The organism is Streptomyces sp. YIM S03343 (assembly GCF_054729195.1).
In genome coordinates this window covers 90557-108649 of the sequence record NZ_JBPUKX010000003.1, presented here as the reverse complement: position 1 = coordinate 108649, position 18093 = coordinate 90557, and the positions used below count along the sequence as shown (strand labels likewise).

The window sequence follows — 18093 nt, the reverse complement described above, 5'->3', positions numbered from 1 at the left end:
TGGCCGCCGTGCTCGGCGACCCGGGCGGCGAGGACCAGATCGCGCTGCGCCCCTCCGGCGCCTACGCCCGCCGTCTCGTCCACGCCGCCGCGCCGCTGACTACCCCCGCACCCCTGTCCGGCACCCCCGCCGCACCGCTGACCGGCACCGCCGACTCCGAGGAATGGCAGCCGCGCGGCACCGTCCTCGTCACCGGCGGCACCGGCGCCCTCGGCGCCCACATCGCCCGCTGGCTGGTCGGACGCGGCGCCACCCACCTCGTACTCGCCGGACGCCGGGGCGCCGAAGCCCCCGGCGCGACCGAACTACGCGACGAACTCACCGCATTCGGCGCGCACATCACCCTCGCCGCCTGCGACGTCGCAGACCGGGATGCCCTGGCGGAACTCCTCGCGGCGATACCGGACGACCACCCGGATCACCCCCTGGACGCCGTCTTCCACGCCGCCGGCTCCCTCGACGACGGTGTGATCGACTCCCTCACCGCCGACCGCATGGCCCCCGTCCTCCAAGGCAAGGCCACCGCCGCCCACCACCTCCACGAACTCACCCGCGACCTCGACCTGTCGGCGTTCGTCCTGTTCTCCTCCACCGCGGGCGTCCTCGGCGGCGCCGGACTCGGCAACTACGCCCCTGGCAACGCCTACCTCGACGCCCTTGCCCAGCACCGGCGCGCCCAGGGCCTGCCCGCCACCGCCGTCTCCTGGGGCCTGTGGGCCGACGGCGGCATGGTCGGCGACGCCGCCGGGGACCGGATGCGCCGCCACGGCGTCCACCCCATGGACACCGCGTCCGCCTGCGAGGCCCTCGGCCGCGCCGTCGACGCCGACGACACCGCCGTCACCGTCACCGACCTGCGCTGGGACACGTACGCCCTCGCCTTCACCGGTCCCCGCCCCAGCCGTCTCCTCGACGAACTGCCCGCGGCCCGCCGTGCCTTGGACGCCGCCCGTGCCCAGCAGACCGGTACCGCCGGCACCACCGACACCGACGCCTCCGCCCTGCCCGCCCGGCTTGCGCAACTGCCCGAGTACGAGCGCGCGGACGCCGTCCTCGACGTCGTCCGCTCCTACGTCGCGAAGGTCCTCGGCTACCCGTCCGCCACGGACGTCGAACCGGGCCGCCCCTTCACCGACCTGGGCATCGACTCGCTCAGCGCCGTCGAACTGCGCAACGGCATGAACCGCGTCACCGGCCTCAGGCTGCCCGCCACCCTGGTCTTCGACCACCCCACCTGCGACGCCCTCGCCGCCCATCTGCTCACCGAACTCGCCGGGGTGCAACAGCCGGTCACCGCCGCGCCCTTGCCGGTCGTCGCCCCCCGCGACGACGAGCCGATCGCCGTCGTCGCCATGGGCTGCCGCTTCCCCGGCGACGTCCAGACCCCCGAGCAGCTCTGGACCATGCTGCTCGACGGTGCCGAAGGACTCGTACCGTTCCCCGAGGACCGCGGCTGGGACCTCGACGCGCTCTACGACCCCGAGCCCGGCAAACCCGGCCGCGTCTCCACCCGCACCGGCGGCTTCATCGGCGACGCCAGCGCCTTCGACCCGGCGTTCTTCAACATCTCGCCGCGCGAGGCCGTCGCCATGGACCCGCAGCAGCGGCTGCTCCTTGAGATGTCCTGGGAGGCGTTCGAGCGGGCCGGTATCGACCCCAAGACCCTGAAGGGCAGCCGTACCGGTGTCTTCGCGGGCACCAACGGCCAGGACTACACCGGCATGCTGGCCGCCTCCGGTGAGGACTTCGAGGGCTACATGCTGACCGGCAACGCCGCCAGCGTCGTCTCCGGCCGCCTCTCCTACACCTTCGGCCTTCAGGGCCCGGCGGTGACGGTGGACACGGCCTGCTCGGCGTCCCTCGTGGCGCTGCATCTGGCGGTACGGTCGCTGCGCTCGGGCGAGTGCGATCTGGCGCTGGCCGGCGGCGTGACCGTCATGGCCTCGCCCGGCCTGTTCGTCGACTTCAGCCGCCAGCAGGGCCTGTCGGCCGACGGCCGCTGCAAGGCGTTCGCCGACGCGGCCGACGGCACCGGGTTCTCGGAGGGCGGCGGCATCCTGCTCGTCGAGCGGCTGTCCGACGCCCGCCGCAACGGGCACCCCGTGCTGGCGGTGGTCCGCGGCTCCGCCGTCAACCAGGACGGCGCCTCCAACGGGCTCAGTGCCCCCAGCGGACCCGCGCAGCAGCGCGTCATCCGCGCCGCGCTGGCCGACGCGGGCGTGGCGGCGGCCGAGGTCGACGCCGTCGAGGCACACGGCACCGGCACGACCCTCGGCGACCCGATCGAGGCCCAGGCCGTCCTCGCGACCTACGGCCAGGACCGCCCCGCAGACCGGCCGCTCTGGCTCGGCTCCGTGAAGTCCAACATCGGCCACACCCAGGCCGGTGCGGGTGTGGCGGGCGTGATCAAGATGGTCCTGGCGCTGCGCAACGGCGTCCTGCCCCGCACCCTGCACGTCGACCAGCCGTCCACCCACGTCGACTGGGAGTCGGGCGAGGTGCGCCTGCTCACCGAGGCCGTCGACTGGCCCGGCACCGGCGACCACCGCGACCACGCCCGCCGCGCCGGTGTCTCGTCCTTCGGCATCAGCGGCACCAACGCGCACGTCATCATCGAGGCGGCGGAGGACATCACCGAAGCCGCAACCGGCGAACTCGCGCTCCCCGAAGGTCCGTTGCCCTATGTGGTCACCGCCCGCAGCCGCGCCGCCCTCGCCGCACAGGCGACCGCACTGCTCGCCCACCTCGACCCGCAACCGCAGGACTACCGCAACCCCGCCGACCTGGCCCTCTCCCTCGCCGCACACCGCTCCGTCTTCGAGCACCGCGCGGTCGTCCTCGCCGAGGACCATGACACCCTCGTACGGGGTCTGCGCGCCCTGGCCGACGACCGGCCCGACCCTGTCGCCGTGCCCACCGGCTCTGCCCGCGGCGAGGGCAGACTCGCGTTCCTGTTCTCGGGGCAGGGGGCTCAGAGGGTGGGGATGGGGCGGGAGTTGTATGACGCCTGTCCGGTGTTCGCGGAGGCCTTCGACGAGGTTGCCGTGCGGGTGGAGGGCGATCTGAAGTCGGTTGTCTTCGGTGCGGATGCCGAGGAGCTGAACCGGACCGGCTGGGCGCAGCCCGCGTTGTTCGCGATCGAGGTCGCGCTGTTCCGGCTCGTCGAGTCGTGGGGTGTGCGGCCGGATTTCCTGGTCGGGCACTCGGTCGGTGAGCTGGCCGCTGCGCATGTGGCTGGGGTGCTGTCGCTGGACGAGGCCTGCCGTCTCGTCTCCGCCCGTGGCCGACTGATGCAGCAACTGCCCTCCGGCGGGGCGATGTTCGCGCTGGAGGCGACGGAAGACGAGGTGACGCCTCTCCTCACGGACGAGGTGTCGATCGCGGCGGTCAACGGCCCCCGCTCGGTGGTGATTTCGGGAACCGAGGCCGCCGGATCGGTGCTCGCGGAGGAGATCGCTGCTCTCGGCCGCCGCACCACTCGCCTCCGTGTCTCCCACGCCTTCCACTCACCGCTGATGGAGCCGATGCTCGCCGACTTCCGCACGGTCGCAGAGAGCATCACCTACGGCACGCCCCGCATGGCGGTCGTCTCCAATGTCTCCGGGCAGGTCGCTGCCGCAGGGGAGTTGGAGTCGCCCGAATACTGGGTGCGGCACGTCAGGGAAGCCGTCCGGTTCGCCGACGGCATCCGGGCGCTGGAGGAGCGGGGCGTCCGCCTCTTCCTGGAGCTCGGCCCCGACGGCACCCTCACCGCCCTCGCCGCCGCCAGTGTCGCCGACGGCGAGAACGCGCTGCTCGTCCCCACCCTCCGCAAGGACCGCCCCGAACCGGAAGCACTGCTCACCGGTCTCGCGCAGGCGTTCGTGAAGGGCGTCGACGTCGAGTGGGCGCGTGTCTTCGACGGCACCGGCGCCCGCACGACCGACCTGCCGACGTACCCCTTCCAACGGCAGCGGTTCTGGCCCAAGCCGCCCCAACTGCTCGGCGACGTCGGCTCGGCCGGGCTCGGCAGCGCCGCCCACCCGCTGCTCGGCGCCGAGGTCGCGCTGGCCGGCGGGGAGGCCCGCCTCTTCACCGGGCGCCTGTCACTGCGCGGGCAGACCTGGCTGGCCGACCATGCGCTCACCAGCACCGCCCTTTTCCCGGCCACCGGGTTCCTCGACCTCGCCCTGCACATCGCCGACCAGGTCGGCTGCAACCGGGTGGAGGAACTGACCATCCTCAGCCCGCTCCCGCTGCCCGACCACGGCGCCGTACAGCTGCAGGTGCAGGTGGCCGAGCCCGACCCGACCGGCGCCCGCCCGCTCTCCGTGCACGCACGCCCCGAGCCCGCCGAGGGCACCGACCCCGGTGCGGACCAGCCGTGGATCCTGCACGCCTCCGGCCTGCTCACCAGCGGTGGCGAGACCGGCGGCGGCGAGCCGAAGCAGACCCCGTACGACTTCGCTGTATGGCCGCCGAACGACGCAGCCGAAGTGCCGCTGGACGGCTTCTACGAGCGGTTCGCCGAGCGCGGCCACCTCTACGGGCCGCTGTTCCAGGGCCTGAAGTCGGTGTGGACGCGCGGCGAGGAGGTGTTCGCCGAGGTCGCGCTGCCCGAGGGCGCCGACCCGGCCGCCGGGGCGTTCGATCTGCACCCTGCGCTGCTCGACGCTGCCCTGCACGCGGTGATGTTCGTGCCGATGAAGGACGCCGGACGGCTGCCGTTCTCCTGGAACGGCGTCCATCTGACCGCGTCCGGCGCCGACTCGCTGCGGGTGCGGATGGTGCAGGAGGGCGAGGAATCGGTGAGCCTGGCGCTCGCCGACCCGTCCGGCCGTACCGTTGCCACCGTCGGCTCGCTCACCTTCCGCGAACTCACCGGCGACGTCGCCGGATCCACCATCGGGGCCGCACGTCAGGAGAGTCTGTACGAGCTGGACTGGAACCCGGTGACGGTGGACACCTCGGCGACCACGGCACAGGACGTGTGCCTGGTCGGCGGAGCCGAAGCCGACCGGCTGGCCGCGGAGTTGGAACGCACGGGTGCCCGGGTGCGGGTGCACCCCGACCTGGCCGCCCTCGCCGCGTCCGGCGCCTCCGGAGCCCCCGGCACCTCCGGCGTCGGCATCCCGGAGACCGTACTCCTCACCCCACCCACCACCGCGGACGGAGCCGACCTGGCCGCCGCCGCCCACCGCACCGCCCACACCACCCTCGCCCTCGTCCAGGAATGGCTCGACGAACCCCGTTTCGCACACGCCCGGTTGGCCGTCGTCACCCGGGACGCCATGCGCGTCGGAGTCCGCCCCGCCGACCCGGCGCAGGCCACCGCCTGGGGCCTGGTTCGCGCCGCCCGCTCCGAGAACCCCGGCCGTTTCCTGCTCGCAGACCTCGACACCGACCCGGCGTCGGCGGCCGTGCTGCCCGCCGCCCTCGCCACCGGGGGCCTCGAACTCGCCGTCAGGGAAGGCACGGTGACCGCCCCGCGCATCGTGCCGCTCGACCCGCGGCGGGCACTCACCGAACCCCCGGAGACGGAGACGGAGACGCAGACGAAGGCGTGGCGTCTCGGCGTCGAGGAGCGCGGCACGCTGGAGAGCCTGCGGCTGGCCGAGTGCCCCGACGCGACGGCGCCGCTCGCCCCCCGCGAGGTCCGTATCTCGATGCGCGCGGCGGGCGTCAACTTCCGCGATGTGCTCACCGCGCTCGGCATGTACCCGGGCGACGCCACCGCGATCGGTCTGGAGGGTGCCGGTGTGATCACCGAAGTCGGCGCCGAGGTCGTCGAGTTCGCGCCCGGCGACCGGGTGATGGGCATGTTCGCCGGGGCGTTCGGACCGCTCGCCGTCGCCGACGAGCGGATGGTCGTACGGGTGCCGGGCGGCTGGAGCTTCGCCCAGGCCGCCACCGTGCCCATCGTCTATCTGACCGCCTACTACGGCCTGATCGACCTCGGCGGGCTGCGCCCCGGCCAGTCCGTGCTGGTGCACGCCGCCGCCGGCGGGGTAGGCACGGCCGCCCTGCACCTCGCCCGCCACCTCGGCGCCGAGGTCTACGGCACCGCGAGCCCCGGAAAATGGGACGCGCTGCGCGCGGCGGGCCTCGACGACGCCCACATCGCCTCGTCCCGCGACCTCGGCTTCGAGAAACTGTTCCTGGAGGCCACCGGCGGGCGCGGCGTGGACGTCGTACTCGACTCGCTGGCACGGGAGTTCGTGGACGCCTCGCTGCGGCTGCTGCCGCGCGGCGGGCGCTTCCTGGAGATGGGCAAGACCGATGTCCGCGACCCGGCCCAGGTCGCCGCCGACCACCCGGGCGTGGCCTACCAGGCGTTCGACCTCGTCGAGGCCGGGCCCGACCGTATCGGCGTGATCCTGCGTGAACTGTTCGCCCTGTTCGAGGCGGGCGCGCTGCCGCCGCTGCCGCTGACCGTGTTCGACGTACGGCGCGCGCCCGACGCGTTCCGCCACCTCAGCCAGGCCCGCCACATCGGCAAGGTGGTCCTGACCATGCCGGTCGCCGTCGACCCGGAGGGCACCGTCCTGGTCACCGGCGGCACCGGCGGCCTCGGCCGGATCACCGCCCGCCATCTGGTCGCCGAGCACGGCGTACGGCACCTGGTGCTCGCCGGACGCAAGGGCCCCGACGCACCCGGCGCCGCCGAACTCGCCGCCGAGCTGACCGACTTGGGCGCCGAGGTCTCCGTCGTCGCCTGCGACGTCGCCGACCGGGACGCGCTCGCCGCGCTGCTCGGCGCCGTACCCGACGAGCACCCGCTGACCGCCGTGATCCACACGGCGGGCGTCCTCGCGGACGGCGTGATCTCCTCGATGACCCCGGAACGCATCGACCGGTCCCTGCGGCCCAAGGCCGACGCCGTAATCGCCCTGCACGAGCTGACCCGCGATCTGGACCTCGCCCGGTTCGTGGTGTTCTCCTCCGTCGCGGGCACCTTCGGCGGCGCCGGACAGGCCAACTACTCGGCCGCCAACGCCTTCCTGGACGCCTTCGCCCACCACCGCCGCGACCTGGGCCTGCCCGCCACCACGCTCGCCTGGGGCACCTGGCTGCCCGACGCGGGCATGACCGGCGAGCTCAGCCAGGCCGACCGCGACCGGCACGCCAGGACCGGCATGGTCCCGCTCGACGCCACCCTCGGCATGCGGCTCCTCGACGCGGGACCGGCCACCGACCGCGCCGTACTGCTGCCCATGGACGTCGACCACGCCGCCCTGCGCGAGCACGCCGACGTCCTGCCGCCGCTGCTGCGCGGCATGGTCAAGGCCCCCGCCCGCCGCCGCGCCGAGACCACCGCGACCAGCAGAGAAGACGCCGCCCAGACGCTGGCCGAGCGGCTGGCCCCGCTGTCCGCCGCCGACCGTGAACTGCTGCTGCTCGACGCGGTCGCCGAACAGGCCGCGGCCGTCCTCGGCCATGCCTCCGCGGACCTCGTCGAGCCCGACCAGACCTTCAAGGAACTCGGTTTCGACTCGCTCACCGCGGTCGAACTCCGCAACCGGCTGGGCGCCGTCACCGCATTGCGGCTCCCGGCGACCCTCGTCTTCGACTACCCGACGCCCACCGCCCTGGTCCGCCATCTGCTCACCGGCCTCGACCTGCCCGACGCCCCCGGCGGCGCGCAGGCCCTGCTGGCCGAGCTGGACCGGCTGGAGGCCGCGCTGGGCGGCACGGACCTCACCGGCGGCGACGACGCCGACGCCCGCGCCCGCGTCACCGACCGGCTGCGGGACCTGCTGGCCCGCTGGTCGGGCGAGCGGGTCGCGGTCACCGCGGCGGACGCCGATGCCGCAGTCAACGGTGACGGTGACGGGGAACTGGCCGCGGTCGAGACCGCCGACGAGCTGTTCGACCTCATCGACAGGGAGCTGGGCGCGCTGCCCGGCCCGGGTCAAGGAAGTGACACACGTGGCTGACGACGGCAAGTACGTCGAGTACCTCAAGCGGGTGACGGCAGAGCTGCGGCAGACCCGCCGTCAGCTCCAGGACGTCGAGGACCGGCAGCGCGAACCCATCGCCGTCGTCGCGATGAGCTGCCGCTTTCCCCGCTCGGTCGCCACCCCCGAAGACCTGTGGCGGCTCGTCGACGAGGGCGGCGACGCCATCGGACCGCTGCCCGACGACCGCGGCTGGGACATCGAGGACCGCTTCGACCCCGACCCGGACAAACCCGGCACCTTCTCCACCCGTGAGGGCGGCTATCTGCGCGACGCCGCCGCTTTCGACGCCGCCTTCTTCGGGATGAGCCCCCGAGAGGCCCTCGCCACCGACCCCCAGCAGCGGCTGCTCCTGGAGGCATCCTGGGAACTCCTGGAGCGGGCCGGGATCCCGCCCGCCGCCCTGCGCGGCAGCGCCACCGGCGTCTTCGTCGGCGCCGCCGGCTCCGGCTACGGCCAAGGCCCGGTCGAGGTGCCCGAGGACGTCCACGGGCTGATGCTCGCGGGCAACGCCACCTCCGTCGCCTCCGGCCGTATCTCCTACGTCCTCGGCCTGGAGGGCCCCACCGTCACCGTCGACACCGCCTGCTCCTCCAGCCTGGTCGCCCTGCACTGGGCGGTGCAGGCCCTGCGGTCCGGAGAGTGCGACCTCGCGATGGCCGGCGGCGTCGCCGTCATGGCCACGCCCGGGCTGCTCTTCGAGTTCAGCAGGCAGCGCGGTCTCGCTCCCGACGGCCGCTGCAAGGCGTTCTCCGACGACGCCGACGGCACCGGCTGGTCCGAGGGCGTCGGCATGCTGCTCGTCGAACGCCTCTCCGACGCACGGCGAGGCGGCCACCCCGTGCTCGCCGTCGTCCGCGGCTCCGCCGTCAACTCCGACGGCGCATCCAACGGCCTCACCGCGCCCAACGGCCCCGCCCAGCAGCGCGTCATCGAGCAGGCCCTCGCGAGCGCGGGGCTCACCGCCGCCGACATCGACGCCGTCGACGCCCACGGCACCGGCACCTCCCTCGGCGACCCCATCGAGGCCCAGGCCCTCCTCGCCACCTACGGCCAGGCCCACGACGCCGAACACCCGCTGCTGCTCGGCTCCCTCAAATCCAACCTCGGCCACACCCAGGCCGCGGCGGGCGTCGCCAGCGTCATCAAGACGGTCATGGCGCTGCGGCACGGCCGACTGCCCCGCAGCCTGCACATCAGCGAACCGTCGACCCACGTCGACTGGTCGGCGGGCCATGTCCGGCTGCTCACCGAGCCCGCCGACTGGCCCTCCCGGCCCTCGGAGCCCGACCGTCCGCGCCGGGCCGCCGTCTCGTCGTTCGGCATCAGCGGCACCAACGCCCATACGATCCTGGAGTCGGCGCCCCCCGAGGAGCCGGCTCCCGGTGAGGCGCCCGTAGAGACAGTCGGCGCCGCGCCCGTCGTCCCCTGGATCGTCTCCGCCCGCAGTGCCGCCGCCCTGCGCGGTCAGGCCGCCCGGCTTGTCGCCGACCCCGGCGTCGCGTCGGCCGAGCCTGCCGCCGTCGCCCGCGCCCTCCTCACCACCCGCCAGCTCTTCGAGCACCGCGCGGTCGTCCTCGCCGAGAACCACACGGCCGCCCTGGCCGCACTCATGGAGGCCGAGGACGGGGCTACCTCTGTACCGGGCATCGTCACCGGCCGGGCCCTGCGCGGCGCCACCGCCTTCCTGTTCTCCGGGCAGGGCGCCCAACGCCCCGGCATGGGACGGGAGCTGTACGAGACCTTCCCCGCGTTCGCCGCGGCCTTCGACGAGATCTGCGCCCACCTCGACACCGAACTGGGCCGCTCCCTCAAGGACTTGGTGTTCCAGCCCTCCGAACCAGGTGTTCTCGACCGCACCGACCTCACCCAGCCCGCCCTCTTCGCCGTAGAGGTCGCCCTGTACCGCCTGCTGGAGTCGTGGGGCGTCAAGCCCCGCTATCTGGTGGGGCATTCGCTGGGTGAGCTGTCCGCCGCGCATGTCGCCGGGGTGTGGTCGCTCGCCGACGCCTGCCGGCTGGTCGCCGCTCGCGGGCGGATCATGCAGGCATTGCCGTCCGGCGGGGCGATGATCTCTGTGGAGGCCACCGAGGACGAGGTGCTGCCCCTGCTGGAAGGCCACGGCAACGCTGTTGGCATCGCCGCAGTCAACGGCCCCGCCTCCACCGTACTGTCGGGCGACGAGGCCGCCGTCGAGGCGGTCGCCGAGCAACTGCGCGCCAGGGGACGGCGGACGAAACGCCTCGACGTCAGCCACGCCTTCCACAGCGCCCGGATGGACGCCGCGCTCGACGAGTTCCGCACCGTCGCCGAGTCCGTCACCTACCACGAGCCTCGCATCACCGTCGTCTCCAACCTCACCGGCCGCCCCGCCACCGCCGCCGAACTGCGCTCGCCCGACTACTGGGTTCGCCATCTGCGGCAGCCCGTCCGCTTCGCCGACGGAGTCTCCTGGCTCGCCGGGCACGGGGTCAGCCGGTTCATGGAGGTCGGCCCCGACAGCACGCTCACCGCGCTGGCCCGCACCTCCCTGCCCGACGACACCACCGAGCGGGTCTGCCTCGCCGCCCTGCGCAAGGACCGGCCCGAGGCGCGGACGCTGCTCACCGCCGTCGCCGGGCTGTTCGCGCACGGCGGCCCCGTCGACTGGCAGCGGCTGCTCGGCCCCGCTCCCGCCGGGGCGGCGCGCGTGGAGCTGCCGACGTACGCCTTCCAGCGCGAGAACTACTGGCTGCGCATGAGCGCCCGCGCCGCCGGAGACCTCACCGCCGCGGGCCTCGGCAGCACCGGACACCCGCTGCTCAGCGCCGTCGTCCGGGTCGCCGACGACGACCGGGTGCTGCTCACCGGACTGCTCTCCACCCGCACCCAGCCCTGGCTCGCCGACCACACCGTCTCCGGCGCGATCCTGCTCCCCGGCACCGCCTTCGCCGAACTCGCCCTGCACGCGGGCGACACGGTGGGCTGCGATCTGCTGGAGGAGCTGACGCTGGAGGCGCCGCTCGTCCTGCCGGAGAAGGGCGCGGTCCAGCTCCAGCTCGTCGTCGGCGCCCCCGACGGCTCAGGCCGCCGCACCCTGACCGTGCACGCCCGGCCAGAGCACCTGGGCGACACGGACAACACGGACGGCGAGTGGACTCGGCACGCCTCGGCGGTCCTCGCCGCCACCCCGGCCGCCGAGCAGTCCTTCGATCCGCCCACTGACCACTCCTTCGCCCTGGCCGCCTGGCCGCCGCCCGGCGCCGCTGCCGTGGCGCTCGACGGCTTCTACGACGCCCTCGCCGCCACCGGCTACCAGTACGGCCCCGTCTTCCAGGGCCTGAAGGCCGTCTGGCGGGCGGGCGGCGCCTGGTACGCCGAGGTCGCGCTGCCCGAGGACCAGCACAAGGAGGCGGCACGCTACGGCCTCCACCCCGCGCTCCTCGACGCCGCCCTGCACGCCCAACTCGCCGGTCCGGCGGCCGGTGAGGACGGTGAGGACGGTCCGGGTGGGGTCGGGCTGCCGTTCTCCTGGAGCGGGGTCCGGCTGCACGCCGTCGGCGCCACTCGGCTGCGGGTGCGCATCGCGCCGTCCGGCGCAGGCGGGGTCGCGCTGCAGATCGCCGACGCCGAGGGGCGTCCGGTGGCGAGCGTCGGCACGCTGGTCTCCCGTCCGGTCTCCCCGGACGCCCTGCGGGGAGCCGTACCGCAGGGTGCCGGGGCACTGCACCGGGTGACGTGGAGCCCGGTCGAGAGCGGCGGGGCTGCTGAGGCGGGCCGGTGGTACGTCGCCGGGGACTCCGACGACCGCCTTGACACCGCCTGGCCCCGGGTGGCCGGGCCCGGTGAGCTGCCCGAGGGCGAGGCCGCCGACGCCGTACTGCTGCCGGTGCCTACCGGGGAGCCCGACGCGGTCGCCGCCCATGTTCTGAACGCCGTCCAGACATGGCTGGCCGCCGACGCCCCGCTCGTCGTCCTCACCCGGGGCGCCGTCGCCGTACGGGACGGGGAGGACGTCCCCGACCTGGCCGCCGCGGCGGTCTGGGGCCTGGTCCGGTCTGCGCAGACCGAGAACCCGGGCCGGCTGGTCCTCCTCGACACCGGCACCGAAGCCCCCACCGCCCCCGTCCTGGCCGCCGCCCTCGCCACCGGCGAGCCGCAACTCGCCCTCCGCGAAGGCACGTTGCACACCCCACGCCTGACCCGCGTACCCGCGGCCGACACCGCTGCCACCCCCTGGGACCCCGAAGGCACCGTCCTGATCACCGGCGGCACCGGATTCCTCGGCGCGCTGGTCGCCCGCCACCTCGTCGCCCGGCACGGTGTACGCAGCCTCGTCCTCGCGTCCCGCCGGGGCCCCGCAGCCCCCGGCGCCGCCGAACTCGCGGCCGAACTCACCGCCGAGGGCGCGGAAGTGGCCGTAGAGGCGTGCGACACCGCCGACCCCGAAGCCCTCGCCTCCCTCCTCGCCCGCATCCCCGCCGACCGCCCGCTGCGCGGCGTCGTGCACACCGCCGGACTCCTCGACGACGGCGTCTTCGGCTCGCTCACCCCCGCCCGCCTGGCCGCCGTACTGCACGCAAAGGCGGCCTCCGCGCTCGCCCTCCACCACGCCACCCGGGACGCCGACCTGACGGCGTTCGTACTGTTCTCCTCCGCCTCCGGACTCCTCGGCGGCGCCGGACAGGCCAACTACGCCGCCGCCAACACGGTGTTGGACGCCCTCGCCCAGCACCGCCGGGCCAATGGACTGCCCGCGACCTCCCTCGCCTGGACCCTGTGGGAGGGCGACGGCGGCATGACCGGCGGACTCGGCGCCGACGACGTCCAGCGGATCGCCGCCTCCGGACTGCCCGCCCTCACCGCCGAGCAGGGCCTCGCCCTCCTCGACGCCGCCCTCACCACCGACGAACCGCTGCTCGCCCCGCTCAAGTTGGACACAGCGGCCCTGCGTGGCGCGGCCGGTGCCGGACGGCTCCCCGTGCTGCTGCGCGGCCTGGTCCGCGCCCCGGCACGCCGCACCGTCGAGGCGGGCGCCGGGGACGCGCCGCGCCTGGCCGCCAAGCTGACCGGACTCGAACCCGCCGACCAGGAACGGCTGTTGCTGGACCTGGTGCGCCGCCACGCGGCCACCGCCCTCGGCCACGGCTCCGCCGGAGCCGTCGGCGCCGACCAGTCCTTCCGCGACCTCGGCTTCGACTCGCTGACCTCCGTCGAACTACGCAACCGCCTGGGCGCCGAGACGGGACTGCGCTTGCCCGCCACCCTCGTCTTCGACCACCCCCGCCCCGCCGCCCTCGCCCGCCATCTGCGCGAGGAACTCGGCGGCGGCACCGTCCAGTCGGAGATACCGACAGTCGCTGCCGCCGACGACGACCCGGTCGTCATCATCGGCATGGCCTGCCAGTACCCCGGCGGTGTCAGCTCGCCCGAGGACCTGTGGCGGTTCGTCGCCGGCGGCGGCGACGCCATCTCCGCGTTCCCCACCGACCGCGGCTGGGACCTCGACCGCCTCCCCGGACTCCAGGCCGGATTCCTCTACGGCGCCACCCACTTCGACGCCGCCCTGTTCGGCATCTCCCCGCGCGAGGCCCTCGCCATGGACCCCCAGCAGCGGCTGCTCCTCGAATCGTCCTGGGAGGTGTTCGAGCGCGCCGGGATCGACCCGCTGTCGCTGCGCGGCAGCCGTACCGGTGTGTTCGTCGGCGCCATGGGCTCCGGATACGCCTCCGGGCTGGCCGACATCCCCGAGGGCATGGAGGGCTACATCGGGCTCGGCGTGTCCGGCAGCGTCATCTCCGGCCGCGTCGCCTACACCTTCGGCCTCGAAGGCCCCACTATGACCATCGACACCGCCTGCTCCTCCGCGCTCGTCGCCCTCCACCTGGCCGCGCACGCCCTGCGCACCGGCGAGTGCGGCATGGCGCTCGCCGGAGGCGTCACCGTGATGGCGACCCCCGGTACCTACACCGAGTTCACCGCGCAGAACGGCCTTGCCGCGGACGGCCGTTGCAAGGCGTTCTCCGACGACGCCGACGGCACCAGCTTCTCCGAGGGCGTCGGCGTACTGCTTCTGGAACGCCTCTCCGACGCCCGCCGCCAAGGCCACCCCGTGCTGGCGGTGGTCCGGGGCTCGGCCACCAACCAGGACGGCGCCTCCAACGGGCTCACCGCACCCAACGGCCCCTCCCAGGAACGCGTCATCCGCCAGGCCCTCGGCTCCGGCGGGCTCTCCCCGGCCGACGTCGACGCAGTCGAGGCGCACGGCACCGGCACCTCCCTCGGCGACCCCATCGAGGCCCGCGCCCTGTTCGCCACCTACGGCAGGGAACGCCCCGCGGACCGGCCGCTGCTGCTCGGCTCCGCCAAGTCCAACTTCGGCCACACCCAGGCCGCGGCGGGCGCCGCCGGAGTCATCAAGATGGTCATGGCGATGCGGCACGGCGAACTGCCCCGCACCCTCCACATCGACCAGCCCTCCCGGCACGTCGACTGGTCCGGCGGCGCCATCGAACTGCTCACCGAACCCCACCCCTGGCCCGCCGACCCCGCCCGCCCGCGCCGCGCCGGGGTGTCCTCCTTCGGCATCAGCGGCAGCAACGCCCATGTCGTCCTGGAGGAGGCGCCCGCCGAGGACGCCGTACCCCCGCGAGCCGAGGCCACCCAGGAACCGCGCCTGTTCACCCTCTCCGGGCACGCCCCCGGCGCGCTGCGCGCCCAGGCCGCCCGGCTGCGCGCCCACCTCCTCGCCCACCCCGCCACCGACCCGCGCGACCTTGCCCGCACCCTCACCGAGGCCCGCCACACCCTCGACCACCGCGCCGCCACCGTCGCCGCCGACACCGCCGAACTGCTGGCCGCGCTCGAAGCCGTGAGCCAGGGCTCGGCCGCCCCCGGCACGGTCACCGGAGTCACCGGGGCCGGCGGCAAAACGGCGTTCCTGTTCAGCGGGCAGGGTGCTCAACGCCCCGGCATGGGCCGCGGGTTGTACGAGACCTACCCGGTGTACGCCGAGACGTTCGACCGGGTCTGCGCCGAACTCGACCGGCACCTCGACGGCCCTCCGCTGAGCGCGGTCGTCCTCAGCACCGACGGCACCCCCGAGGCCGACCTCCTCGGCCGCACCGCCCACACCCAGGCCGCCCTGTTCGCCGTAGGCACCGCCGCCCACGCCCTGGTCCACTCCTGGGGCGCCCGCCCCGACGCCCTCGCCGGTCACTCCATCGGCGAGCTGACCGCCGCCCACGCCGCGGGCATCCTCACCTTGGAGGACGCCTGCGCCCTGGTCGCCGCGCGCGGACGGCTGATGCAGGAGCTGCCCGAGGGCGGCGCGATGACCGCCGTAGAGGCGACCGAGGACGAGGTACTGCCCCTGCTCGACGGGTTCACCGACCGCGTCGGCATCGCCGCGATCAACGGCCCCGCGTCCGTCGTCGTCTCCGGCGACGAAGACCAAGTGGAGCGCATCGCCGACGAGTTCACCGCCCGTGGCCGCCGCACCCGGCGCCTAAGCGTCAGCCACGCCTTCCACTCGCCGCGCATGGACGCCATGCTCGACGAGTTCGAGCAGGTCGCCGCCGGTGTCACCTATGCCGAGCCGACCACCCCGGTCGTCTCCGACGTCACCGGACGGCTCGCCGAGGGCGACGACCTGCGCACCGCCGCCTACTGGACCCGTCATGTGCGCGAGGCGGTCCGCTTCCGCGACGGGGTGCGCGCCTTGGAGGACCACGGCGTCACCACGTACGTCGAACTCGGCCCCGACGCCACCCTGACCACCATGGTCGCCGACAGCGCCGCCGACCCCGCCGCCCTGGCTGCCGTACCCCTGTTGCGGCGCGACAGCGACGAACGCCGCACCGCCCTGCTCGCCGCGGGCCTGCTCCACGCGCGCGGCGCCGGAGCCGACCCCGCCCGGCTCCACGCCCCCGACGCCCGCCGCACCGCAGACCTCCCCACCTACGCCTTCCAACGCGAGCGCTACTGGCTGGAGTCCGCCGCGAAGGCGCCCGAGAGCACGGGTGCGGACGACGGGTTCTGGGAGCTGGTCGAGCAGGGCGACCCGCGTGACCTGGCCGCCCGGCTCGGTCTCGACGCGGGCGCACCCCTGGACGCCCTGGACGCCGTACTGCCCGCGCTCGCCTCGTGGCGCCGAGAGGGCCGGCAGTCGGCAGAGGCGGCGGGCTGGGAACACCGGGTCGTATGGAAGCCCGCCGCCGACGAGGCCGCCGCCGCCCTCACCGGCACCTGGCTGCTGCCGGTGCCCGACACCCTGGCGGACGGCCCCTGGGCCACCTCGGTCGCCGACGCGCTGCGGGCGCATGGCGCGGAGGTGGTGCCGGTGCCGGTGGACTGCGCTGCGGCCGAACGTGCCGGGCTGATAGTGCAGTTGGGCCGATACGAGGAATCTGCGGTGACCGGTGTGCTGTCGCTGCTGGCCGCCGATGTACGGCCGCTGCCCGGCCACCCGGCGACCCCGAGCGGCCTCGCCGCCACGGTCGCCCTGACCCAGGCGCTCGACACGGCGGGCTCCTCGGCGCCTCTGTGGTGCCTGACCGCGGGCGCCGTCGGCGTGCACGCCCAGGAGGCACCCGAGTCGCCCGAGCAGGCCGCCGTCTGGGGCTACGGCCGCACCGCGGCCCTGGAGTACCCGGTGAGCTGGGGTGGCCTGGCCGATCTGCCCGCCGGGACCGGCACACCGGTCGCCGAGGACGTGGCCCGCCGTCTGTGCACGGTCCTCGCGGCCCGCGACGGCGAGGACCAGGTCGTGGTACGCGGCTCCGGGACCTTCCTACGACGCCTGGAGCGCATCCCCGGCACCCCCGGCACCCCTGGGGCCCCCGTCGACTGGCATGGCACCGTCGTCCTGCTGACCGGCGCCACCGGCGCCCTCGGTGTCCGCACCGCCGCCTGGCTGGCCGAGCAGGGCGTCGGGCGGGTGCTGGCGGTCAGCCGTTCCGGCGCCGGGGCGGACGGCGCGGCCGGGCTCAAGGCCGCGCTCGACGGCACCGGCACCGAGCTGGTGATCGCTGCCTGTGACGTCGCCGACCGTGACGCCCTCGCCGCGCTGCTCGCCGAACACCCGGTGGACGCCGTGGTGCACACGGCCGGAGTGCTCGACGACCGTCTCGTCGACACGTTGACGCCGGACAGCCTGGAGACCGTACTGCGGCCGAAGCTCGCCGCTGCCCGCAACCTCGATGAGCTGACCCGCGACCGAGAGCTGACGGCTTTTGTCCTGTACTCCTCGGTGACCGGCACCCTCGGCACCATCGGCCAGGCCAACTACGCAGCCGCCAACGCATACTTGGACGCCCTCGCCCAGCGACGTCGGGCTGCCGGACTCCCCGCCGTGTCGCTGGCGTGGGGCCCGTGGGCCGGAGGCGGTATGGCCGCGCAGTCCACCGACACCGAGCAGCGGATGCGGCGCGGCGGTATGACCCCGCTGGACCCGGAGCGCGCCCCGCAGGCCATCGGCCGCGCCCTGGCCCGCCGCGACGCCGCCGTCGCCGTGGCCGACGTCGACTGGGCGCGGTTCGCCGCGGGCTTCGCCGCAACCCGGCGCAGCGCCCTGCTGTCCGATCTGCCCGAGGTCCGCGAACTGGCCGTCGCCCGCCCTGCGGACAGCGGCGACGGCGAGGGCGTGGACGCGCTGCGCGCCCGGCTCGCCGGGCAGTCGGCCGCCGAGCAGGACCGCACCCTGCTCACCCTGGTCCGCACCCAGGTTGCCGGGGTCCTCGGCCACGCCGACACCGACGGTATCGGCGCGACCCGGGCCTTCAACGCTCTCGGCTTTGATTCCCTCACCGCCGTCGAACTGCGCAACCGGCTCGGCGCCGTCACCGGCCTCGTGCTGCCCGCCACGCTCCTGTTCGACCAGCCCAACGCGACGGCCCTGGCCGGATATCTGCGCGGCAGGCTCACCGAGGGCACGGACGGCGCCGCCCGGGTGCTCGGCGAACTCGACCGCCTGGAGACGGCGTTGGGGGAGCTGCCGGACGACGACAGCAGGCGGGAGCGGATCGGTGTGCGGCTGCGGTCACTGCTGGCGCGGTGGGACGGAACGGACGGCACCACGGCGCCCGCGACCGCCTCCGACGACGTCAGCGAACGGATCAACTCCGCGGGCGCGGACGAGATCTTCGCCTTCATCGAGAACGACCTCGGCATTTCCTGA

Annotated in this window: 2 protein-coding genes and 1 pseudogene (1 of these 3 running past the window's edge); all 3 read left to right on the top strand. The window is 74.6% G+C overall.

Features of this window, described 5'->3' with window-relative positions; genetic code table 11:
• Window positions 1-7916, top strand: partial view of a type I polyketide synthase gene (locus ACSYGN_RS40830; protein ID WP_460405948.1) — the final stretch only. 16483 nt of this gene lie to the left of the window's left edge; only the last 7916 of its 24399 coding nucleotides appear in the window; its start codon lies off the left edge, out of view; it ends in the stop codon at window positions 7914-7916.
• A pseudogene (locus ACSYGN_RS40825) lies at window positions 7900-7959 on the top strand (polyketide synthase docking domain-containing protein); the annotation flags it as partial. The gene ACSYGN_RS40830 and the pseudogene ACSYGN_RS40825, both read left to right, overlap by 17 nt.
• Window positions 7960-18093: a type I polyketide synthase gene (locus tag ACSYGN_RS40820; protein ID WP_460406246.1), complete on the top strand. Its 10134-nt coding sequence runs from the start codon at window positions 7960-7962 to the stop codon at window positions 18091-18093.